The organism is Tumebacillus amylolyticus, from assembly GCF_016722965.1.
Lineage (GTDB): Bacteria > Bacillota > Bacilli > Tumebacillales > Tumebacillaceae > Tumebacillus > Tumebacillus amylolyticus.
In genome coordinates this window covers 791,025-812,167 of sequence record NZ_JAEQNB010000001.1, presented here as the reverse complement: position 1 = coordinate 812,167, position 21,143 = coordinate 791,025, and the positions used below count along the sequence as shown (strand labels likewise).

Here is a 21,143-nt window from a genome sequence, read left to right as displayed (position 1 = left end):
ATTTCTTCAGGGGGTCCACCGATCATGATTCAGCAAAAAAACCGCCTGATGCTCTGGCTCGCAACGGGAACCGTCGCGCTTTCGTTCCTCGTCCATGTTCTGCAACGCTCTCTTCACTTGTTCTCGCACTCCATGAGTTCGATGGACAACATGGTCTCCCACGCCGCCCCGTCTCAGGTCCTATTAAATGTAGTGCTCGCCTTGCCCGTACTTTTGTTGCTCACCGCCATCGTGGCATTTGTCAGACAGCAAGACCACAAGTTGCTCCCGCTCCTCATCATGCTCACCCTGACTTTCGCCAGCTTCTCGATCATCGCCGGCGGCGGCGGTACCGTGGAATTTCATTTCTCCATCTTCATGGTGATCGCATTCCTCGCCTTTTACGAAAGCGTTCCGCTGCTGCTCGCGATGACCGTCCTGTTCGCCCTGCAACATGTGCTCGGCTTCTTCGTCGTCCCGGAATTGGTCTTCGGCGTACCTACCTATTCGTTCACTATGCTCTGCACGCACGCCGTCTTTCTCGTGCTGACCTCCGGAGCCACTTCCTGGCTGCTTTTGCAAAAACAAAAACTAACCCTCCAACTCGAAGCGGAAAAAGCCGCCCAAGCCGCCACCCTGCAAAACGCATGGAGCAGCGTCCGCACACTCTCCACCGATTTGGAGCACATGTCTGGCGTCGTCTCCTTGCAATCGGACGACGTCATCCAGTCCAGCGAAGAGATGTTGCAAGCGGTGTCGCAAATTTCCGATGGACTGGAAACTTCCAGCCATTCGATCGCGCAGATCGAGCGCGACTTGCAGGGCATCAACGGCCGCATCGGCACGACGGCCGAAGCCTCGAACTCGATGCACACCCGAGCCCAACACGCCGCCGAGATCATCTCCACGACGATTGCCAACATCCGCGCCCTGTACGAGCAGATCTTGGTCGTCTCCGAAACGAACGTGACCTCCGAGCAGACCATCTCCGCCCTCAACACCGAATCGCAGAAAGTCGGCGGCATCATCCTGACGATCCAAAAAGTCGCCGAGCAAACCAACTTGCTGGCGCTCAACGCCTCCATCGAAGCAGCCCGCGCCGGCGAGCACGGTCGCGGATTCGCCGTCGTTGCGGACGAGATTCGCAAACTGGCGGAACAGAGCCGCCAAGCCACCGAGGAAATCAAAGTCATCCTCACCAAACTCAGCGACGACTCCGAAAAATCGGTGAAACAGATCGCCATCGGACGCGTTGCCACGTCGCGTTCCGTATCGCAAGCCGAGAGCTCCATCGAAGGCATGTTCCGCATGACCGAAGTCACCGAAGGGCTGATGGATGCCATCCGCCATCTCAACTCTTCTATTGAAGACATCAATCGGAACTCCAAGCACATCTCCGGCGAGATGACCAACATCGCCTCTGTCACCGAAGAGTGCGTCGCTTCGATGGAACAAGCCAAAGTCATCACCGAAACCCAACTTCACGCAAACATTGTCGTCAACACCGAACTGCGCCGCCTCAAGCAACTCTCGCTCTCCCTCCAACAGCAATTTCAGGACCAGTAGAAAAAAGGACGCAACCACCGCACGGTGGTTGCGTCCTCTTTTTCCGAGACCTGTTAGTTTTTCAATCGGTACGGCACCGAGATGACGATGATGTCCTTGCTGTGCAGAGCCCACGCTTTGATCAGCAGCGACGTCTGGTTGTGCAAGATGCGGTGCCACCATTTGCGCGTGACGAACTCCGGCACGAGCAGGGTGATGAAGTCGTTCTCCGAAACCCGCGCTTCGGCGGAGTCTACGAAGCGGAACAAGGGCCGCAGAATGGAGCGATATTGCGAACGCAGGGTGACGAGTCGGACGCCCGGGTTCCACTGCCTCCACTTCTCCTCCATCGCATGAAGGGCCTCGAAGTCGAACCCGATGTACACGCAAATGATGTTCTCCGGCCGTGTCAGCGACATCGCGTAGGCGATCGATTCGTTGACGACCTGCGAGATGCTGGAGATCGGGATGATGACCAAGTTGCCAGTCTGCTGCGGGTGTACCTTTTGAATGTCGAGACGCAATTCCGAAGCGACGACATCATAGTGACTGCGAATGCGCAGGAAGCAGACGACGATGATCGGCAGAATCACCAGCACGACCCAAGCTCCCTCTTCGAACTTCGTGACTGCAAAGATCGTGAGAACCGCCAAGGAAACGACGGCGCCGATGCCGTTGATCAACGCTTTGCCCTGCCAGCCTCGATCTCGCAGACGGAACCAGCGACGCACCATCCCCGTCTGGGACAACGTAAACGACAGGAACACCCCGATCGCATACAGCGGAATCAAGAGATCGGTATCGCCGTGGAACGCGACGATCAAGAGAATCGCCGCGAGCGACAGCGCGATGATGCCAATCGAATACCCCAGTCGGTCCCCGCGCAACGTGAACTGGCGCGGCATGTAGCCGTCCTTCGCCATCAGCGCCGCCAACAACGGGAATCCCGTAAACGACGTATTCGCCGCCAAGATGAGAATCAAAGCGGTGGTGCCTTGGATGTAATAGTACAGACCCCCGCGTCCGAACACTTCCTCCGCCACTTGCGAGAGAACGGTGACATGCGGATGCGGCGCGACGTGATACAGGTACGCAAGCAATGAAGTTCCCGCGAACAGCACGGCGAGCAAGATGCCGAGCACGCCGAGCGTGTTGGCGGCGTTTTTGCCCTCGGGGCTTCGGAAGTTCGGGGTGGCGTTGGAGATCGCTTCCACCCCCGTCAGCGCCGAACAGCCGGAAGAAAACGCCTGCAAGATCACAAACCACGTAATTCCGTTGATCGCCACTTCATGCGGTCGCGAGAGATCGACGTCGACGTGTCCGTTTTTGAGCGAAAAAAGTCCGGCGACGATCAGCACGAGCAAGCCGAGGATGAACGCATACGTCGGGTAGGAGAACACCGTCGCCGATTCGGTCACCCCGCGCAAGTTGAGCACCATGATGAGCAGAACCATGAGGACGGAGATCAATACTTTGTGCTCAAGAAACGAGGGGAACGCCGACGTAATCGCAGCGACACCCGCCGTGATCGAAACCGCTACGGTCAAGATATAGTCGATGAGCAGCGAGGCTCCCGCGACGAGGGCAAACTTGTCGCCCAGTTGGTCTTTGGAAACGACATACGCACCGCCGCCGCTCGGGTAGGCGTAGATAATCTGCCGGTACGAGAGGATCAGCGTCGTCAACAGCAAGACGATCGCCAGCGAGATCGGCAAGGAGTACCACATCGCCGAGGCACTGACGGCGACGAGGACGCCGAGGATCGCTTCCGTCCCGTAGGCCACGGACGACAGCGCATCTGAGGAGAGAATCGGCAACGCTTTCCACTTCGGGAGCCGTTCATGATCCAATTGCGAAGACTTCATCGGTCGCCCGATCAAAAACCGTTTCAGATCGCGAAACATGCAAAACCACCTTTTTTCTTCATTAGATTCATGGCTGTACGAAAAAAGACCGATGCACACTCCTACTTTTCGCGTGTTTCTGCGAAAAACAGAAGTCTACACCGGTCTACGAATCACCCGACTCTCGGTCGCCCGACAGCCCTGTGCTTAGTCCCCCAGAGAAGTTGCTTCTTGGTCGCGTATGAACTTTTCCAGATCGCGGTCGAGGATGAACATCTCGACAAACTCGCCGATCTTGGTCGAGATGTCACTGTGGCTGGCGATGACTTTGCACCCGGTGATCTGCGAAATCAACGCTTCGGTGTCGGCGCTGAAATTCTCGCGTATCGTCTGGCGCATCTCTTTGACCAGCTTCTTGCCTTTGTCTGACTGCACCAGCGTTTTCTCCTCGTGAGTCAGCACGCCCTTGAGCCGAAGAATCACCATGTCGCGCATGATGTACGTCTTGGTCTCCTGCGGTCCTCTCCCCAGAATCTCACGCTGGAACTTGATGTAGGCTTCACTTATATCTGCTTCCATTTTGGCTTTCAAACTCTGCGCCATATCCACCCACCTCAGGTACAAGAAAACACAAAAAGACCATCTAAATAGAAGGTCTCTGACCTTCCCTGCTTTAGCCGACGAAGTTAGCTGACGGGTAGGATGGCAGAGAAGTAACTTCACTCATCCCTCCCGCGCAAAACGCGCAGGATTAACCCCACTGGATTGGGTCCTCCGTATCCGATGACTCGGATTTAGGCCGTGATTCAATTGTGACTATCATACTCCCTCGCGGCTCTCGTTGACAAGAGGGTTTTTTAGAAAAAAAACTCCCCACGCCGAAAGCGTGAGGAGTTTCATTTTCAAAGCTTACTTGTTCACCAGCAAGACGACAATCGACGCCAGCGAGAAGCAGATGCCGAGCAGATACATGAACGACACGGTCTGCACTTGGCTCATCCCGCTCTTCATCAGCGTATGGAACGTGTGCGACTTGTCAGCATGGTAGATCGGACGCTTCTCTTTGATGCGGCGGATGATGACGAAGACCGTGTCAAAAATCGGCACGCCCAGCGCCAAAACCGGCACGATCACCGAAACGAACGTCGCCGACTTGAACGCTCCGTCCACCGCGATGGCCGCCAACGTAAATCCAAGGAACGTCGCGCCGGCGTCTCCCATGAAGATCCGCGCCGGATGGAAGTTGTGGCGCAAGAACGACAGGCAGGCTCCGATCAACGCCACGGCGTAGAACGCCACATCGTTGTTCGACGTCAGCAACGAGACGAAGACGAGCGTCGTCGCCGAAATCGAGGCGATGCCCGCAGCCAATCCGTCCACGCCGTCGAGGAAGTTCAGCATGTTGGTGATCGCGACGATCCAGACGATCGTCACGAGCCACGACAACCACTCCATGCCATGATCGGCAAACGAGTAGTACGGCTGCTCAATCCACGGGATCGTGATCGAAGAAACTTTGACGCCGAACTTGATCAGCACGCACGCCGCCACGATCTGCGTCAAAAACTTCGGCCACGCCGGGAAGTCCTTGCCCTGGGTCTTGTAGTAGTCGTCCACCAACCCGATCAAGAACAAGAGACCGCCGCCGATGACGATCCCGAAGTAGCGACCGTCAAATGATCCATAATATGTTTCCACCGCTGTCATGGTGATCAGGAATCCGATGAAGATCCCCGCTCCGCCCAGCACCGGAATCGGTTCTTTGTGCAACTTGCGCGGATTCGGCATGTCGACGAATCCGGTTTTCATCGCCACTTTGCGCAGGATGGGCATCATAAGAAACACCAGCACAAACGAGACGATCAGTGTCAAGGTCAGTCCTTGTGTCAGGGATTGCATGTTGAGTTCGTACGCCTCCCTCTGCGCCACATAGGTTGCTTTTCCTTAGTGTGCGCAATTCCTCCGAAAACAATCGTACCTATTATATCATAGGTGTCGTGTGCGTGGACATTTTTATGACGGTGCAGAAAGTCTTGGTTCTAGTACGGGTGGACAACTCATAGAATCTAGCAACCACAACAAATTTGCCAGTTTCCTAAAGGAGGAACTTCCCCACATGAACACAATCGTACTCTTCCATGTCGTCGCCATTCCCCTCGTCTTCATGCTCGGACGCATGTCGAACAAGGTTGCCTTTCTCCGTGTCAAAGCTCAACGCGGCTCTTCGGTGCAAGACTTCCTGCGCACCCGCGAGTAGTTCACGAAACCGTCCCCTCCACACCCGACCCAAAAAAGCCCCGACCGTCCCTGCGGTTCGGGGCTTTTTGTAATTTTTTTGAAGTTTACTTATGAAATTTGCAAATTACTTATGAAGCTGATATATTCATAATAGAGAGAATATTCATAGACTATAGAAATAGGAGTGAATCAGAACATGAAAAAGTTTACCACCACGCTGTTGGCGGCTGCCATGCTCGCAACCGCTATGGTTGGCGTCCAGGAACTGACGATTCAAAAGGCACACGCGGTTGATCCTTACAATGTAAGCTTCTCCGGCATCACGGCCTCGGCCGGTGTCAACGTACGTTCCGGTCCGGGGACGAACTACCCGATCGTTTCGTCCATTGCGGGCAACGTCTCGGTGCAATTCTCCGGTCTCGAATACGGCACGATCGTCAACGACGTTTGGTACAACAAGCCGGACCCGCGTTGGTTCTACTACATCGAAGGCGGTCAGAAGCGCTACATCGCTTCGGCTGTGGTCGACGGTCTTCCGCCGAAAGCCAGCATCCGTGCCAAGGACCGCGCCATCGCGTGGGCCATCGATGCACAGGGTCGCACCGACTACAACGGGTACTGCCAGATGTTCGTCGAGAACGCATACGGCACCACCGGACAGTACGCGTCTGCGATTGCCGCTTCGAACTCCTTGAACACCGGCGGTTCCCTCGCTTCGGCTCCAATCGGCGCACTCGTGTTCTTCGCACCGGCTGCCGACAACGGCTACTACGGCCACGTCGGGATCTACATCGGTCAGAACACGATGATCAACGGGAGACAGTCCGTGATGGCAGACAACATCGCGGCGTCCTCGTACTTCACCTCCCGCTACACGGGCTGGGGCTACGCTCCGTCCTCTTGGCCGGGCCATTACTAAGAAAAAAAGACGCGATCCCTTACGGGACGCGTCTTTTTTCGTTCTGCGTTCGACCGCTGTTAGCGGTCTTTGAGTTTCAGGTAGTCGTTGAGAATTTGCTCAACGGCGAGCAGGCGGTCCATCTTCGCCATCGTCGCTCGGGCACCGCCGGAGGACGTGATGTAGTTGGATTCCCCGGTTACGATGAAGCCTGCCAATTGGCGGGCCGGGTCGTAGCCTTGTTCACGCAGGGCCGGTACGACCGTTGCGAGAATTTCGTTCAAGAGGTCGTTCTGCTCATCAGGGCGGAAAATCATCGTCTTGTCGAGGTTGGACATGTGGGGGTCCCTCCTTTTTTTCAAATCAAGACTGGACGCGGTCGATCTGGGCGCCGAGGCTTTTGAACTTCTCTACCGGGCTTTCGTAGCCGCGGTCGAGGTATTGCAGTCCTTCGATGGTGGTCGAACCTTGAGAGGCCAGACCCGCCACGATTAAAGCACCGGCTGCGCGCAAGTCGCTTGCCAGCACGCGAGCGCCGTTCAACGTCTCAACGCCGTTGACAATCGCGGTATCCCCGCTGATCTTGATGTCGGCACCCATGCGGGTCAACTCTTGCGTGAAGCCGAAACGAGCGTCGAATACGGTTTCCTTCACGTACGAGATGCCTTTCGCCGTGGTCAACAGCGTGAGCATCGCCGGCTGCAAGTCGGTGGCGAAACCGGGGTAGGCGAACGTGATGACGTTGGTGGCACGCAGTTCACGGTTGGTGGCATCGACCGTGATGCTGTCGCCCTCCATCGTGATGTCACAGCCCATGTCAAACAACAGCGACGGAAGACCGGCCAAGGTCTGCGGAGCGATGTTCGAAACGGTGACGCGGCCGCGCGTGATCGCTCCGGCGCACAAGTATGTACCGGATTCAATGCGGTCGCCCATGACGGAGTAGCGAACGCCCTTGAGGCTTTCGACTCCCTCGATGGTGATGATGTCCGTGCCGACGCCGCGGATGCGAGCCCCTGCTTTGTTCAAGAACATCACCAAGTCTACGATCTCCGGTTCGCGAGCTGCGTTGTAGATCATCGTGGTGCCTTCTGCAAGAGCACCTGCCGAAATCGCAGCGTTGGTTCCGCCGACGGTAGCGCCGTAGCGGGTGCCGAGGAACATCGCCGAGCCTTTGAGGCGGCCGGTCGATTCTGCGGTGACTGCCCCTTCGGTCATCGTGACGGTCGCGCCCAGAGAGCGCATCGCTTTCAAGTGCTGGTCAACCGGACGTGCGCCGATGACGCAACCGCCCGGGAGCGGAATCATCGCTTTGCCGGACTTGGCAAGCAGCGGGCCGAGAACGGAGAACGACGCGCGCATCTTGCGCACGAGGTCTTCGGAGACTTCGCTGTTGGTGATTCCGTCGTTCTGGATGCGAACCGTGTTGGCTGCGATCCATTCGCACTTGAGGCCGGTTTCTTCTAAGATCTGCATCAGCGTGTTGACGTCGCTGAGTTCAGGTACATTTTCCAAGATGGTTTCGCCGTCGCAAAGCAGGACGGCGCACATGATGGCGAGAACGGAGTTTTTACTCCCCGATGCCTGAATCTCGCCGTGAAGCGGTTGCCCGCCTTTCACACGAAGTAGCTCCATGTTGTACACCTCATCTTATCTTACTGGCTGGTAAGACACATTTTACCACAGTGGCGTGGAGAAAGACACGTTGCGAACTACAGAGTTTCGTCACAGGACCCTGACAAGCGGGGGTGGACGAAAAAAGTCCTACTCTTTACGGGAAGAGTAGGACTTTTGTTGCACCGTATCCGACGATGGCAAGCAGGACGGACGTGAGGAGAGCCGCTTGGAACGCACGACTCCCGCCGCGCAGAGCTTTGATGTTGACTTGCAGGCCGAGACCCGCCATGCCCATCGTGAGCAGGAACAGCGAAGTTTGGATCAAAGGCTGTGTCCAGGAAGCGGGCAGAATCTGCCACGTGTGCAACGCTCCGACAAGCAAGAAACCGAAGACAAAGTACGGGATCGGAGCTTTGCCGGGACGGCGCTTGGGAGACATGTTTTTTGCTGCATCTGTTTGGTATTGACGTTCTCGGCGATTTGACCACCAGCCAATGAACATGGCGACGGGAGCGAGCAAGACAACGCGGGAGAGTTTGACGAGCAGTCCGTTGTCGAGGCTGTCCGTGCCGTGCGGCGTCGCGGCGGCGATGACGTGGGCGATTTCATGAAGCGTGGCTCCCGAAAAAGCGCCGAATGCACCGTTCGACAGACCCAGCAGAGGAAACAGCAACGTGTAGAGTACGGTGAACACCGTGCCAAGCACGGCAACCGTAGCCACGCCGAGCACCGTTTGTTCAGAACGGGCTTTGACTTGAACGGCGATGGCGACCGCCGCCGCCGCTCCGCAGATCGCAGTGCCCGCCGCGATGACCATCGCAAGTTTCTCGTCAACGCCAAAGCGACGAGCAATCCAATAGCCGACGAGCAGCGTCAACGCGACGAGCACGATCTCCGTACCGAGCACGCGAACTCCGGCGTGGCTTAACGCAATCAAGTCAAGACGCACGCCGAGCAGGATGATCCCGGCACGCAGCAGATATTTCGAAGCAAATGTATAGCCGTCCGCGACGTTCGCGGAGGTTTTTTTCTGAGCGAAGGTTTGCCCCCAAGTGGCATAGGCCATGCCAAGCAAGATCGCGAGAACCATCGGGCCGATCATGGACAAGTGCGGCAACAGGGACAGACCTTTGCCGATCAGAGCAAGCCCGGCCGTCAACGCCACCCCGAGCCACATGTGGACGGATTTGATTTTCATTCACGATCTCCCCCGTTTCTGACTCCATCATACTCCGAGGGACATGGGGAAGAGAAATGACGCTTTTTGATTCTGTCTATAAGGAAGGCTTATGGTTGTTGAAGGAGCTGTTGGAACATCGCTTCCATCTTGTCGTGCGTGAGTTGGCCGTCGCGGCGCTCGACCACTTTGCCGGTGCTGTCGATTGTAAATGTGACGGGGAGGCCGATGATGCCGTATGATTTTTTCGCCGTTCCGTCCACGTCGAGGACGCTGGGGAAGGTGAGTTTGTTTTCCAGCATGAATTGGATCGCGTGGTCACGGTCGTCGTCGGAGGTCAAGTTGACTCCGATCAGTTCGACTTGTCCTTCGTACTTGCGGGACATCGCTTGCAGGTCGGGCATCTCCGTTTTGCAAGGAACGCACCAAGAAGCCCAGAAGTTCAAGACGACTTTTTTGCCTTTCAAAGAGGAGAGCGTGAACGATTGACCGCTGGATGTGGCAAGCGTGAAGTCGGGAGCGGGCGAGCCCGCTTTGGCCACCGGGTTTTTCGGCGGTGTGGAGTCGGAATCACCGGATGAACAGCCGACGATTCCAACCAGCAGGGACAGACAGAGCAGCAAGGGGAGCAAGACGCGAAAACGCATAGCGCAGGAACCTCCAAGTTTGATTGGGCTTGCGGATGATGGTGTACAAAACAGCCCGGCATGCACCGGGCTGTTTTGTTTTTACTTGGTCATTTCGAGGAATTGCTCTTCGGTTAGGACGGTGATGCCGAGTTCTTGGGCTTTGTCGAGCTTGGAGCCGGCTTCTTCGCCCGCGAGGACGAAGTCGGTTTTTTTCGAGACGCTGCCGGTGACTTTGGCTCCGAGGGATTCGAGCATAACTTTGGCTTCGTTGCGGCCCATCGTGGGCAAAGTGCCGGTCAGAACGACCGTCTTGCCGTAGAACGGACTCTCCTCCGCCGACGCTGCCATCTGCGGGGCTTCAAAGTGCGGAGCGACGCCCGACGCCAGCATCCGGTCGATGCTCTCGTTCACGCGATCCGTTGCAAAAAATCCGACGATGCTCTCCGCCACGATGTCGCCAAATCCGGGGATCGCCACCAATTGTTCAAAGGTCGCCGCACGCACAGATTCCAGCGTCCCGAACGTCTCGGCGAGATCACGGCACATCCGAGTGCCCGTGTTCGGAATTCCCAAGCCATTGAGGAACGCATCGAGGTCGCAGTCTTTGCTTTTTTCGAGGGCTTTCAATAAGTTCTCCGCTTTTTTCTGCCCGAAGCGCGGGAGGCTGAGGAGTTTCTCCAGGTTCAACTTCTCCGGGTCGTACAGATCGGCGGGGTCGTTGATGCCGAGCTCTCGGAACAATTGCTCTGCCGTTTTGATGGAAAAAGTCTCGATGTCCATCCCGCCACGGCTGGCAAAGTGGGACACGCGCTCGATGACCTGCGTGGCACAGCCTGTCACGTTCGGGCAGAAGATGTGCGCCCCCTTCTCGACCAGTTCATGTCCGCAACTCGGGCAATTCTCCGGTTTTTCAATCGGGTGGGTTTCCAGCGTTTCGTCGTCCAACTTGTACAACACTTCCGGGATGACATCGTTGGAACGGCGAATGGCCACACGGCATCCGACGTCCACGCCCTTGCGTTGAATGTCTCCCCAGTTGTTCAAGGTCGCACGTTGCACGGTGACGCCGCCGATATCGACAGGCTCCAGGAGCGCCGTCGGTGTAATCTTGCCGGTGCGTCCGACGTCCCAGACCACGCTGTGCAGAATCGTTGAATACTCCTCGGCTTCGAATTTAAAAGCAACCGCCCAACGCGGGAATTTGTCGGTGAAGCCGAGGACTTGTCGCGTGCGGATGTCGTTGATCTTGATGACCATCCCGTCGATCAAGTAGTCGAGTTGCGGATGGTCCTCTCTGTCAAAACGCTCAATCTCCGCGACCAAGTCGTCGAGAGAGGTGAACGCTTTGCTGTACGAGCCCGCTTTGATCCGGTTCGCACGCAAAAACGCCGTCATTTCTTCGTGCGTCTCGAACTCCAACTCCGCCGCATACCCGATTCCGTAAAAGTAGGCGTCGAGGTTGCGCTTCGCCGTCACTTCCACGCTTTTCTGACGGATGGCTCCGGCGGCCGCATTGCGGGCGTTTTTCAAAAGTTCTGCGCCGACTTCGATCGCTTTTTGGTTGTAGCGTTCCAATTCGGACAGGGGCATGATCACTTCGCCCTGCACTTCGAACAGACCTCGGTAGTCGATCGAGAGCGGAATGCTGCGAATCGTCTTGACTTGCGGCAACACAGACTCCCCGACGATTCCTCGTCCACGGGTCGCCGCTTGCACGAGAGAACCGCCGTCGTACGTTAAATTGATCGTCAGCCCGTCAAACTTCTGTTCCAATAAGTACGTCGGAGCGGGCAAGGGGTCTTCGTCAGGATTCTTGGTGTTGAAGTCGTCGATCAGTTTCCGCACACGCTTGTCCCATTCGCGCAGGTCGTCCGTGCTCTGGGCTTTGTCCAAACTCCACAACCGCGCCAAATGCTTGTGCTCGACAAACGTATCGACCGTCACGTCGCCGACTCGGTGGGTCGGCGAGTCGGGCAGTACGACGCCGCTTTCTGCTTCGAGACGACGAAGTTCGTCATAGAGACGGTCATACTCGGAGTCGGTTACTTTCGGTTTGTCCAACGTGTAGTAGTGGTAATCATATTCGTTCAACAGTGCGATCAACTCGCGCATTCTCTCCTGCACGTTCGTCTCACCTCGTATGTACGTGAAAAAAGGGCATGCAGATACTCGCATGCTCTTTTTTCCGGGAAATTGGTTGTTTGATGATTTAGATGTTCAGCATATGTCCAAGTTTGCTTTTCTTGGTCTTCAGGTAGTCTTCGTTGTTCGGGTTGTGCTCCATCTGGATGGCCACTCGTTCCACAACTTGAAGACCGTGTCCTTCGATGCCGGCGATTTTGCGCGGGTTGTTGGTGAGCAGACGAATCTTGCGAACGCCGAGGTCTTGGAGAATCTGCGCCCCGATGCCGTATTCGCGCAAATCGGCTGCGAAACCGAGTTGTTCGTTGGCTTCAACGGTGTCATAGCCTTTGTCTTGCAGTTGGTACGCTTTGAGCTTGTTGATCAGCCCGATGCCGCGACCTTCTTGGCGCATGTAGAGCAGGATGCCTTTGCCCGCTTCGTTGATTTGACGCAGGGCGGCTTCCTTTTGCGGACCGCAATCGCAACGGCAGGAACCGAACACATCGCCGGTCAGACATTCGGAGTGTACGCGAACGAGCACCGCTTCATCCGGAGAGATGTCGCCTTTGACCATCGCGACGTGTTCTTTGTCGTCGATGATGTTCGTATACGCGACCATGCGGAAATCGCCGAATTCGGTCGGCATGCGGACATCGACGACGCGGTTGATCAGCGTCTCCGTGCTTTTGCGATACGCGATCAGGTCTGCAATGGTGATCATTTTCAGATGATGTTTGGCGGCGATGACTTCAAGGTCGGGAACGCGCGCCATCGTGCCGTCCTCGTTCAAAACTTCGCAGATGACGCCCGACGGATAGGAGCCGGACAGAATTGCGAGGTCGACAGCCGCTTCCGTATGCCCGGCGCGGCGCAGTACGCCGCCATCCTTGGCGATCAGCGGGAAGATGTGGCCCGGTTTTTTGAAATCTGTGCCGACTGCCGATTCGTCGATCAAGCGCTGGACGGTTACAGAGCGCTCATACGCCGAGATTCCCGTGGTTGTGCCGTCCTTCGCATCGACCGAAACGGTGAAGGCGGTGCCGTGCGAGTCGGTGTTCTCCTCTACCATCGTGGTGAGTCCGAGTTGGCGGGCACGCTTCTCCGAAATCGGAACGCAGACCAAACCGCGGCCTTCTGTAATCATGAAGTTGATCACTTCGGGCGTCGCATGCTCAGCAAGCGCGATGAAATCCCCTTCGTTCTCGCGGTCTTCATCATCGACTACGATGATGACTTTGCCTTTGCGCAGGTCTTCCAGTGCTTCTGGGATGGAATTGAAGTTCGCCATCTCTCCGTGCCTCCTCTAAGCTTTCGTAATCGGCGCAAACTTGGCGAGAAGTTTTTTCACGCCTTGGCCCGGGAACTGAATGTGCAATTCCAAGTCATCGCCGCCCTTCTCCGTTTCAACGATCGTGCCGGTGCCCCACTTGCGGTGCTCCACCTGCTCGCCGATCTCCCACGTGAGGCTCATGTCCGCCCCGAAGTTCGCCGGAATGCGCGTGCCGAGATTAGTCGTCGGCTTCTCGCGGTTCTGGTTGACCGGTTGACGGCGAATGCCGAATTCCTCGACGAGTTCCGAAGGAATTTCCTTTAAGAAACGCGACGGCGGGTTCATTTTCATCTGGCCGTATTGCATGCGCGAAGTCGCGTACGAGATGAAGAGTTTCTCCTCTGCCCGTGTGATCCCGACGTACATCAAACGGCGTTCCTCTTCGACTTCGGTCGGGTCTTCGATCATCGCCCGCGCACTTGGGAACACACCCTCTTCGAGCCCAACGAGGAAGACCACGGGGAACTCCAACCCTTTGGCCGCATGAAGCGTCATCATCGTGATCGAATCACGAGACGCTTTCTCGTCCGCGTCTTCGAGGTTGGTTTGCGCTTGTTCACTGTCGGCAAGCAAGGCGACTTCACCCAAGAACTCGATCAGACGGTCCTCTTCGGTGACTTCGTGCTTCTGGTCAAACTCTGCCGTAACCGACAGGAATTCGTCCAAGTTCTCCAGACGCGCGTCGGCTTCGAGCGTTTTTTCCAACTCGAGCTCTTGGCGGTAGAGGGTCTTGTCCATGACATCGTTCGCCACATCGGTGAGCGGGGTGTACTTGACTTGCTCTGCGAACATCGAGATCAGCGAGACGAATTCGCGAATCGCAGCGGCGCCCTTGCCTTTGATCCCGATGTGGTCGATTTCCTTGCACGCTTCAAAAGCAGAGATGCCCTGCTGGCGGGCGAAGCTGAGAATTTTATCCACGGACGTGTTGCCGACGCCGCGCTTGGGCACGTTGATGACCCGCTCCCACGAGAGGTCGTCGTTCTGGTTGGCGATCAGACGCAGGTAGGCGAGGATGTCCTTGATCTCCTTGCGCTCGTAGAACTTCAGGCCGCCGAAGATCTGGTACGGGACATGCTCGTCCGATTTGATAATCGCTTCCTCTATGACACGGGACTGGGCGTTCGTGCGGTAGAGCACGGCGATGTCCGAATACTTCCCGCCCTGCTTCACGTGCTCGATGGCTTGTCCGACGACGAAATGCGCTTCCGTATGCTCGTCGTACGCTTTGTACATCTTGATCGCGTCGCCTTCATCCTTGGTGGACCAGAGGTTTTTCTCCTTGCGTTCCATGTTGTTGCGGATGACTTCGTTGGCCGCTTTCAAGACGCGTCCGACAGAGCGGTAGTTCTGTTCCAATTTGATGACGGTGGCGTCGGGGTAGTCTTTTTCAAAGTTTAAGATGTTCGAGATGTCCGCACCGCGCCAGGCGTAGATCGACTGGTCGGAGTCGCCGACGACGCAGATGTTGCGTTGCTTTTTGGCGAGCAGTTGGACCAGTTTGTACTGCGCTCGGTTGGTGTCTTGGTACTCGTCGACGTGTAAGTAGTGCAACCGGTTCTGGTAGTAGGTCAGCACGTCGTCGTGATTCTCGAACAGGTAGACGGTCTTCATAATGAGATCGTCGAAGTCAAACGAGTTGTTTGCTTTCAGTTTGCGTTGGTACGCTTGGTAGACGTCAATCGCCGTCTTGCCAAAAACGTCGCCGTCCCGCACCGTTTTGGCAAACGCGTCGGGGGTCATCAGCTCGTTTTTCGCATTCGAGATCATCGCGAGCAAGCCGCGCGGGTCGAACTTTTTCGGGTCAAGGTTGAGTTCCTTGAGCACTTGCTTGACGGCGGTCAGTTGGTCGCCCGCATCGAGTATGGTAAACGAATTCGAATAGCCCAGTTTCACCGCATCGCGGCGCAGCACGCGCACGCACATGGAGTGGAACGTCGAAATCCACACATCGTGCGCCGTCGGTCCAATCAGTCCCTCGACACGCTCGCGCATCTCGGCGGCGGCTTTGTTCGTGAACGTGATGGCGAGGATGTGCCACGGGGCGATGCGGCGCTCGGAAATCATATACGCGATGCGCCGGGTCAGGACGCTGGTTTTCCCCGTGCCCGCCCCTGCGATGATCAAGAGCGGCCCCACCGAATGCTTGACCGCTTCCTGCTGTTGCGGATTCAATCCTTGCAAGATCGAGTCCGCGTTCTGTATGGAAAACATGTGCAACACCTCATGTTAAGTTCGTAGTCGCTCCTACCAGTATAGCAAACATCCGTTCTCTGACAAAGAATCTGTCTTACAAAAAAAGAGCCCGTTCTTTGAAACCTCCGGGCTCTTCGAGCGTATGCTTATTTATTTCCCTCTTGCGTCTGCCAAGCGAACCAACACCAGATCGGGGGCATAGCGTCCGACTTTGTCGTAAAACTTGCGCAGTTCGTTCAAGTCGCAGGTGTCTTTTTCAAACGGAAGCGTCATGTGAAACTGGATCAGCGTCATCACTTCCCGCGCAAAGTCGGGCGGGTAGCCGAAGCGGGTCAGCACGCGAAACGCCATCTGGGCGCCTATGTTCTCATGCTGGTAGAAGTGGCCGTTCAAGTCGGTGGAGATGAACTCCTTGGGGACTTTCGCTCCCTTCACCACGTAGAACTCCCCGGAATCGCGACCGTCGCGGATGTCCGCCCCGTTCTCGATGAGGACGAAGTCTTTTTTTCGAAAACGTTCATAATCTTGGTTGAAAAAGCCCGTGAATTGCTTGATTCCCGGATACGCTTTGCCGATGTCGTGCAAGAGCATCGTCCAGACGTGCTTGAGCGAGGAGCCCGCGACGACGGCGGTTGCTTTGAGGATGTGCTCGTAGACCGTGAAACGATGGTGCGGGTTGTGCTGATCCACGGGAATGGCGTTCGCAAGTTCGGGCAACCACTTCTGCAACCGACCGTCCGCTTCCAGACTGTGAATCAACTTCACCGGATCGCGAAGCAATTGCTTCTCCTGTTCGTGAAAAAAAGCCTGCGCCTCCGCCAGCACTTCCTCCGTCGTGTGAACTTCGAGGTTGTCGAAGTCCTCGACATCGGTGGGCACTTGGAGGTGACGCTGGTATTTTTGCAAGATGCGGCGGTCCTCCGAAGAGTCGGCCTCTGCCTGCTCGAGCGGGATGTTGAGGTACACCGCCTCTGTCTGATAGCCGTGACGGCGGGCGAGTTCGAGGTAGAGTTTTCTATGTTTCGGCAAACGGTGCGGGGCGTCGATGACCACCGATCCTCCGGTTTTGACCGCGTCCGAGACGTCGCGGGGGACTTTTTCCACTTTATCATCAACGACCGAGATGAGGAGAGCGCCCGTTTTCGCGGCATGTTGTTGGGCTGCTCGGGTCTTGGAAAGCGTTGGAAAACCGACGTACAAGGTCAACACGGGCATTGGGGATGTCCCTCCTTCGTTCTTCAGGCTTAGGATGCACCATTTTTTATGCTATAATAGAGAATATAAGGTTTTTACGTGTCATAAGTATGATCGGATGCTTCTGCCTACATATTAGATACGGGAGTGATGCAACGAATGAATATCGTGATGGCCCTACTCGCACTTGGGTTCCTCATCTTCATCCACGAGCTGGGACACTTCTGGGCTGCACGTGCGGTCGGCGTTCGCGTCGAAGAGTTCGCCATCGGCTTTGGCCCGGCGATCATCAAGCACAAGCGCAAAGGAATCGCCTACCGCCTGAACTGGATTCCGCTCGGCGGCTACGTGAAGATGTTGGGAGAAGACAATCCCGAAGCGGCAGATGCACCTGACAGTTTCAATAACCGCCCGATCGCAGCGCGGATTCTCGTCATCGTTGCGGGCGTAATCATGAACTTGCTGGGCGCGTTCGTGATTCTCTTGTTGATGTACAACCTCTACGGACATCCGACCGCGCAAGTGTCCAACGTGATCGATCAAGTCAGCGCGTCTTCTCCGGCTTCTGAAGCCGGCATCAAGTCGGGCGACGTGATTCAGAGCGTGGACGGCGAGAAATTCTCTTCGTTCGAAAGCTTCTCGGAGAAAGTCAAAGCTCACGAAGGACAACCGATGACCTTGGAGATCAAGCGCGGCGACCAGACGATGCCGATCACCGTCACTCCGCGCAAAGTCAACTCGTCGGTCATGATCGGGGTTCAACCGAAGCAATCGACGCAATGGGTCAAGCAAGGTAGTTTCGGGCAGAGCGTCAACGATGCGTTCACCGACACCGGCAAGATCACAAGCAAAGTCTTCGAAGGCTTCAAGATGCTCGTCACCGGCGGCGTCTCGCTCAAAGAAATCGGCGGTCCGGTCGAGATCGTCCGCATCACGGGCGAAGCTTCGCAAACCGGCGTGCCTGACTTCCTGTATATCGTGGCGTTCCTCTCGTGCAACCTCGCCGTGCTGAACATCATGCCGTTCCCGGCGCTTGACGGCGGCCGACTGGTGTTCTTGATTATCGAATGGCTCCGTCGCGGCAAACGTATTCCGCTGGAGCGTGAAGCGAGCATCAACTTCATCGGGATTCTGTTCCTGCTGACCCTGATGGTGGTTGTAACGTTCAAGGACGTCTTCAAGATCTTCAACCAATAAAAGCGTATCACAAAATCCCTTCCTCGCGAGGGGATTTTTTCTTTTCAGGTTTCTTTGCAATTTTGCTTGACCCGCCAATTCGAACATGTTATATTATCTTCTGTCGGCGACGCTGACAACGTTTTTTACGAAACTTGATACGTCGGAATGTAGCGCAGCTTGGTAGCGCGCACGCTTCGGGAGCGTGAGGTCCAGGGTTCGAATCCCTGCATTCCGACCATTTCTTCTCTTTCAAATTCCAATATCGGAATGTAGCGCAGCTTGGTAGCGCGCACGCTTCGGGAGCGTGAGGTCCAGGGTTCGAATCCCTGCATTCCGACCATTTCTTCTCTATCAATTCCATATCGGAATGTAGCGCAGCTTGGTAGCGCGCACGCTTCGGGAGCGTGAGGTCCAGGGTTCGAATCCCTGCATTCCGACCATATGAGAAAACCACTGATCTTGGATCAGTGGTTTTTTTGCGTTTTCTTTTTTTAGTATCTGTTGCTGACGACGAAGAGGACAGCCAAGCCCAAGACGACGAAGACGGTCAGTGCAGTCGAGTACCGGATGAGAATCTTGGGAAACACACCGGCGGTGAGGTTTTTTTCTTGCTTGAGTTGTTTGGTGGCGCGGTTGCTGAACAAAGTCATCAAGATGATGAAGAGCAACAGCGTGAGTCCGCCGGTTTGCTCCATGAATTTGACGTAGAACGGTTTGGAAGCTTCTGTGAAACCGAGCTTTTGAATCAGGCCGACTCCGGAAATGAGCACGGCGAGAGCGGCACCGTTAAGCAGCCATTTGACCAAACGAGTGGCGAGGAGGAACAGCGGTTTGCCGTTCCATTCCTCCAAGTTCTTGCGCACACTCACCAACATGATCACGAGCAACACCATCGAACCGATCCAAGCGGTCAAGCCTGTCAGATGCAAAAAGTAGAGAAATCCCAACATATTGATCCAGTCCCCTTTTTAGTAGTTAGTTTTGTTTTCGTCCCGGCCACCAGTTCCAGCGTCCGAGCAACAGCATGATCGACGGCATCAACAAACTCCGAACGAGGAACGTGTCGATCAACACCCCGAGTCCGACGACGAATCCGAACAGCACGAGTTCCAACAACGGTTGTGTCATCAGCACGGAGAACGTCGCGACGAGGATCAAGCCTGCCGACGAAATCGTCTTGCCCGTCACGGAGACGGCTCGGCGAATCGCCGTTGGCAAGTCTGCGTGCTGAACTTCCTCTCGAATGCGTGAGAGCAAGAGGATGTTGTAATCCACGCCCAACGCGACCAAGAACACGAACGAGTACAGCGGTATGCGATAGGAGATCGACTCGTACCCGAGAAGGTTGTGAAACACAACCCACGTGATCCCCAAGGACGTCGCATACGTCAAGAGAATCGTCCCCATCATATAAATCGGTGCGATCAGCGAGCGCGATTGGAAGATCAGCAACACGGTGGTCAACAGCGTCACGAGGACGAGCACCAGCTTCGTATCCCGATCATTCACCGTTCGCGTATCCAACTGCGTCGCCGTCTGCCCTGCTACATGCAACGAAACTTGTTGCGAATCAAACCCACTGTCTTGCAAAAAACGCTGCGCTTCTTCACGGATGGTCACCACCGTCTGCATCGCGGCGGGGTCATACGGGTCATGGGAAAGCACCAGTTGAAGCTGTGCCGCATGAAGGTCCGAGGACAGCGCATTTTTTCCAAGCGTTACCGACTTCACGCCCGAAACTTCACTCAGTTTCGACCGCAAGTTTTCAAGCGATGTCTGACTCCCCGCATCCAACGTCTGCCGACTTTCCACAAGTACGGTGGAGGGTGCCAACGCCCCCGGCGGGAAGTGCTGCTGCAACGTTTCGAATCCTACGCGCGAGGGCGTATCGCCCGGAAACGACTTCAAGAGATTGTATGAGAACTGGATGTTTCCGATGAACAACGACGCGCCCAGCAACAGCAGCGTCAACCCGCCTGCGAGGAGGCGCGGTTTTTTCGTGACCAAGCGGCCCATGCGATCCCAAAGCCCAAGTTTCGCAGAGGGAACTTCGCCAACGCGCGGCAGGAACGGCCAGAATGCCTTGCGTCCCAGAAGCGCGAAACCGGCAGGGATCAACGTCAACCCGCCCAGCAACACGACGACCAGCGCCACTCCGAACACGGGAGCAAAGTGTTGGTACGGTTTGAACAGCGCCACCGACAACGTCAACACCGAGACCAAAATGATCGAACCGCTGAAGAAGATCGGCTCCCCGACGTGCTTCATCGCCTCTTGCATCGCCTCATATTGGGACGACGTTTTGCGCAATTCGTCACGATACCTCGAGAACACGAACAGAGCGTAGTCGGTCAACACGGCAAACAGCAAGATCATCATGATCGACAACGCTTGGCTCTCCACAACGAACATACCGTTTTTGGCTCCAAGCCCAAGCAGTCGATCTGCGATTTCGTACAGAATCCCCGCCATCACAAGCGGAACAACAGCCAGCAACGGAGAGCGGTACAACAAGATCAAGAGGATCAGAATCAGCACGACCGAAGTCAGCATCAACACGAAATCGGCATTTTGAAACACCCCGATTGCGTCAGACGAAATCCCCGCAGGTCCCGTGATCGAAACGTGCAGCGTGCCGAGCACCTTCGTTTGCACGAGCTCGTTGATCTGTTGGACGACCTCGCGCACACCGTGCGAATCGAGGTCTTTTTTCAAAGAAACGGGCAGCATCAGCGTGGTGCGATCCTCGGAGAAAAAAGGCCCCCACGCCGCAGCCGGCATTTGGTACAAGGGGGTTGAAGTTGCGACCCCTTGCAGGTTTTCCTCAGACAGCAAACGGCTGACTTCCGCCACTCGCGTCTGTTGTTCCTCCGTGAGCGGAGTTTCTTCATGGAACACCAGCAACGCCGTCAAGCCGTCCTCAGTGGGAAAGTGCTTCTCCCGCACGACGCTTGCCACTTCCGATGGCAGGCCCGCCGGCAAGTCGGACGAATTCGAGTTGACGGCAAACAACTTGCTTGACGGAGCCAGAAACGACAAGACGAGCGCAAAAGCCAACCAGAGCCCCACTACAATCTTGGCCCCTCGCTTTCCGCTCGCCATCTTGGTCACAGCTTGTATGACTTTGAACATGATTCAACCTCCTGTTCAGATGGTATCTCCTTGAGCACATCTCGAATTCTAGGAGACCAAC

17 protein-coding genes, 3 tRNA genes and 1 riboswitch are annotated in these 21,143 nt (G+C 55.9%); of the genes, 7 read left to right on the top strand and 13 right to left on the bottom strand.

Annotated features, from left to right (window positions below; translation table 11 throughout):
- The first annotated feature begins 24 nt into the window (after positions 1-24).
- Entirely contained in the window at positions 25-1,545 is a 1,521-nt protein-coding gene (locus tag JJB07_RS03760) for a methyl-accepting chemotaxis protein (protein WP_201631243.1), read from the top strand.
- Positions 1,546-1,598: 53 nt separating this feature from the next.
- Here the strand turns inward: JJB07_RS03760 and JJB07_RS03755 are convergent, their stop codons facing one another.
- The 3 genes from JJB07_RS03755 to JJB07_RS03745 form a co-directional block, all read right to left on the bottom strand.
- Positions 1,599-3,428, bottom strand: a complete 1,830-nt coding sequence (locus JJB07_RS03755) for an APC family permease (protein ID WP_201631241.1) — start codon at positions 3,426-3,428, stop codon at positions 1,599-1,601.
- Positions 3,429-3,575: 147 nt separating this feature from the next.
- Positions 3,576-3,971 carry a Na-translocating system protein MpsC family protein gene (locus JJB07_RS03750; protein WP_201631239.1) on the bottom strand — a complete coding sequence of 132 codons (396 nt, stop codon included), beginning with the start codon at positions 3,969-3,971 and terminating at the stop codon, positions 3,576-3,578.
- A 56-nt stretch (positions 3,972-4,027) separates the two neighbouring features.
- Positions 4,028-4,179, bottom strand: a riboswitch (cyclic di-AMP (ydaO/yuaA leader).
- A gap of 98 nt (positions 4,180-4,277) precedes the next feature.
- Positions 4,278-5,267: an MraY family glycosyltransferase gene (locus tag JJB07_RS03745; RefSeq protein ID WP_201631237.1), complete on the bottom strand. Its 990-nt coding sequence runs from the start codon at positions 5,265-5,267 to the stop codon at positions 4,278-4,280.
- A gap of 217 nt (positions 5,268-5,484) precedes the next feature.
- Here JJB07_RS03745 and JJB07_RS03740 point away from each other — a divergent pair, with 217 nt between their 5' ends.
- Entirely contained in the window at positions 5,485-5,625 is a 141-nt protein-coding gene (locus tag JJB07_RS03740; protein WP_201631235.1) for a hypothetical protein, read from the top strand.
- A 177-nt stretch (positions 5,626-5,802) separates the two neighbouring features.
- On the top strand, positions 5,803-6,525 hold the full coding sequence (locus tag JJB07_RS03735) for an NlpC/P60 family protein (RefSeq protein WP_201631234.1): 723 nt from the start codon (positions 5,803-5,805) through the stop codon (positions 6,523-6,525).
- A 59-nt stretch (positions 6,526-6,584) separates the two neighbouring features.
- Here the strand turns inward: JJB07_RS03735 and JJB07_RS03730 are convergent, their stop codons facing one another.
- From JJB07_RS03730 to JJB07_RS03695, 8 genes are all read right to left on the bottom strand, one after another.
- Entirely contained in the window at positions 6,585-6,842 is a 258-nt protein-coding gene (locus tag JJB07_RS03730) for an IreB family regulatory phosphoprotein (RefSeq protein WP_201631233.1), read from the bottom strand.
- Positions 6,843-6,867: 25 nt separating this feature from the next.
- Positions 6,868-8,139 (bottom strand): UDP-N-acetylglucosamine 1-carboxyvinyltransferase, encoded by a 1,272-nt coding sequence (gene murA, locus JJB07_RS03725; RefSeq protein WP_201631232.1) that lies wholly within the window; start codon positions 8,137-8,139, stop codon positions 6,868-6,870.
- 136 nt (positions 8,140-8,275) lie between these two features.
- Complete coding sequence (locus JJB07_RS03720; RefSeq protein WP_201631231.1) at positions 8,276-9,319, bottom strand: YeiH family protein; 1,044 nt, start codon at positions 9,317-9,319, stop codon at positions 8,276-8,278.
- 89 nt (positions 9,320-9,408) lie between these two features.
- Positions 9,409-9,945: a TlpA family protein disulfide reductase gene (locus JJB07_RS03715; RefSeq protein ID WP_201631230.1), complete on the bottom strand. Its 537-nt coding sequence runs from the start codon at positions 9,943-9,945 to the stop codon at positions 9,409-9,411.
- Positions 9,946-10,026: 81 nt separating this feature from the next.
- A complete protein-coding gene (gene ligA / locus JJB07_RS03710; RefSeq protein ID WP_283809037.1) occupies positions 10,027-12,102 on the bottom strand; it encodes an NAD-dependent DNA ligase LigA in 2,076 nt (691 codons plus the stop codon).
- A gap of 34 nt (positions 12,103-12,136) precedes the next feature.
- Positions 12,137-13,339, bottom strand: coding sequence for a bifunctional 3,4-dihydroxy-2-butanone-4-phosphate synthase/GTP cyclohydrolase II (locus JJB07_RS03705; RefSeq protein ID WP_201631229.1), 1,203 nt, complete (start codon positions 13,337-13,339; stop codon positions 12,137-12,139).
- A gap of 15 nt (positions 13,340-13,354) precedes the next feature.
- A complete protein-coding gene (gene pcrA / locus JJB07_RS03700) occupies positions 13,355-15,595 on the bottom strand; it encodes a DNA helicase PcrA (protein WP_201631227.1) in 2,241 nt (746 codons plus the stop codon).
- Between the two features lie 132 nt (positions 15,596-15,727).
- On the bottom strand, positions 15,728-16,792 hold the full coding sequence (locus JJB07_RS03695) for an AAA family ATPase (RefSeq protein ID WP_201631226.1): 1,065 nt from the start codon (positions 16,790-16,792) through the stop codon (positions 15,728-15,730).
- A 138-nt stretch (positions 16,793-16,930) separates the two neighbouring features.
- On the opposite strand from JJB07_RS03695, the gene rseP reads away from it, so the two are divergent.
- The 4 genes from rseP to JJB07_RS03675 all read left to right on the top strand — a co-directional run bounded on the left by rseP (position 16,931) and on the right by JJB07_RS03675 (position 18,390).
- Positions 16,931-17,968, top strand: a complete 1,038-nt coding sequence (gene rseP / locus JJB07_RS03690; protein ID WP_201631224.1) for an RIP metalloprotease RseP — start codon at positions 16,931-16,933, stop codon at positions 17,966-17,968.
- A 143-nt stretch (positions 17,969-18,111) separates the two neighbouring features.
- Positions 18,112-18,188 (top strand) — tRNA-Pro (locus JJB07_RS03685).
- Between the two features lie 25 nt (positions 18,189-18,213).
- Positions 18,214-18,290 (top strand) — tRNA-Pro (locus tag JJB07_RS03680).
- Positions 18,291-18,313: 23 nt separating this feature from the next.
- A tRNA-Pro gene (locus JJB07_RS03675) sits at positions 18,314-18,390 on the top strand.
- A gap of 51 nt (positions 18,391-18,441) precedes the next feature.
- On the opposite strand, the gene JJB07_RS03670 is transcribed toward JJB07_RS03675, so the two are convergent.
- Both JJB07_RS03670 and JJB07_RS03665 read right to left on the bottom strand, forming a co-directional pair.
- Entirely contained in the window at positions 18,442-18,900 is a 459-nt protein-coding gene (locus tag JJB07_RS03670) for a hypothetical protein (protein ID WP_201631222.1), read from the bottom strand.
- A 25-nt stretch (positions 18,901-18,925) separates the two neighbouring features.
- The gene (locus tag JJB07_RS03665) at positions 18,926-21,082 is read right to left on the bottom strand and encodes an MMPL family transporter (RefSeq protein WP_236587589.1); all 2,157 of its coding nucleotides are present in this window, start codon (positions 21,080-21,082) and stop codon (positions 18,926-18,928) included.
- Positions 21,083-21,143 lie beyond the last annotated feature (61 nt).

What these genes read in the sequence shown, in the direction of transcription:
- JJB07_RS03760 (WP_201631243.1), top strand. Translation starts at nt 25, where the DNA reads ATGATTCAGCAAAAAAACCGCCTGATGCTCTGGCTCGCAACGGGAACC.
- JJB07_RS03755 (WP_201631241.1), bottom strand. Translation starts at nt 3,428, where the DNA reads ATGTTTCGCGATCTGAAACGGTTTTTGATCGGGCGACCGATGAAGTCT.
- JJB07_RS03750 (WP_201631239.1), bottom strand. Translation starts at nt 3,971, where the DNA reads ATGGCGCAGAGTTTGAAAGCCAAAATGGAAGCAGATATAAGTGAAGCC.
- JJB07_RS03745 (WP_201631237.1), bottom strand. Translation starts at nt 5,267, where the DNA reads ATGCAATCCCTGACACAAGGACTGACCTTGACACTGATCGTCTCGTTT.
- JJB07_RS03740 (WP_201631235.1), top strand. Translation starts at nt 5,485, where the DNA reads ATGAACACAATCGTACTCTTCCATGTCGTCGCCATTCCCCTCGTCTTC.
- JJB07_RS03735 (WP_201631234.1), top strand. Translation starts at nt 5,803, where the DNA reads ATGAAAAAGTTTACCACCACGCTGTTGGCGGCTGCCATGCTCGCAACC.
- JJB07_RS03730 (WP_201631233.1), bottom strand. Translation starts at nt 6,842, where the DNA reads ATGTCCAACCTCGACAAGACGATGATTTTCCGCCCTGATGAGCAGAAC.
- murA (WP_201631232.1), bottom strand. Translation starts at nt 8,139, where the DNA reads ATGGAGCTACTTCGTGTGAAAGGCGGGCAACCGCTTCACGGCGAGATT.
- JJB07_RS03720 (WP_201631231.1), bottom strand. Translation starts at nt 9,319, where the DNA reads ATGAAAATCAAATCCGTCCACATGTGGCTCGGGGTGGCGTTGACGGCC.
- JJB07_RS03715 (WP_201631230.1), bottom strand. Translation starts at nt 9,945, where the DNA reads ATGCGTTTTCGCGTCTTGCTCCCCTTGCTGCTCTGTCTGTCCCTGCTG.
- ligA (WP_283809037.1), bottom strand. Translation starts at nt 12,102, where the DNA reads ATGCGAGTATCTGCATGCCCTTTTTTCACGTACATACGAGGTGAGACG.
- JJB07_RS03705 (WP_201631229.1), bottom strand. Translation starts at nt 13,339, where the DNA reads ATGGCGAACTTCAATTCCATCCCAGAAGCACTGGAAGACCTGCGCAAA.
- pcrA (WP_201631227.1), bottom strand. Translation starts at nt 15,595, where the DNA reads ATGTTTTCCATACAGAACGCGGACTCGATCTTGCAAGGATTGAATCCG.
- JJB07_RS03695 (WP_201631226.1), bottom strand. Translation starts at nt 16,792, where the DNA reads ATGCCCGTGTTGACCTTGTACGTCGGTTTTCCAACGCTTTCCAAGACC.
- rseP (WP_201631224.1), top strand. Translation starts at nt 16,931, where the DNA reads ATGAATATCGTGATGGCCCTACTCGCACTTGGGTTCCTCATCTTCATC.
- JJB07_RS03670 (WP_201631222.1), bottom strand. Translation starts at nt 18,900, where the DNA reads ATGTTGGGATTTCTCTACTTTTTGCATCTGACAGGCTTGACCGCTTGG.
- JJB07_RS03665 (WP_236587589.1), bottom strand. Translation starts at nt 21,082, where the DNA reads ATGTTCAAAGTCATACAAGCTGTGACCAAGATGGCGAGCGGAAAGCGA.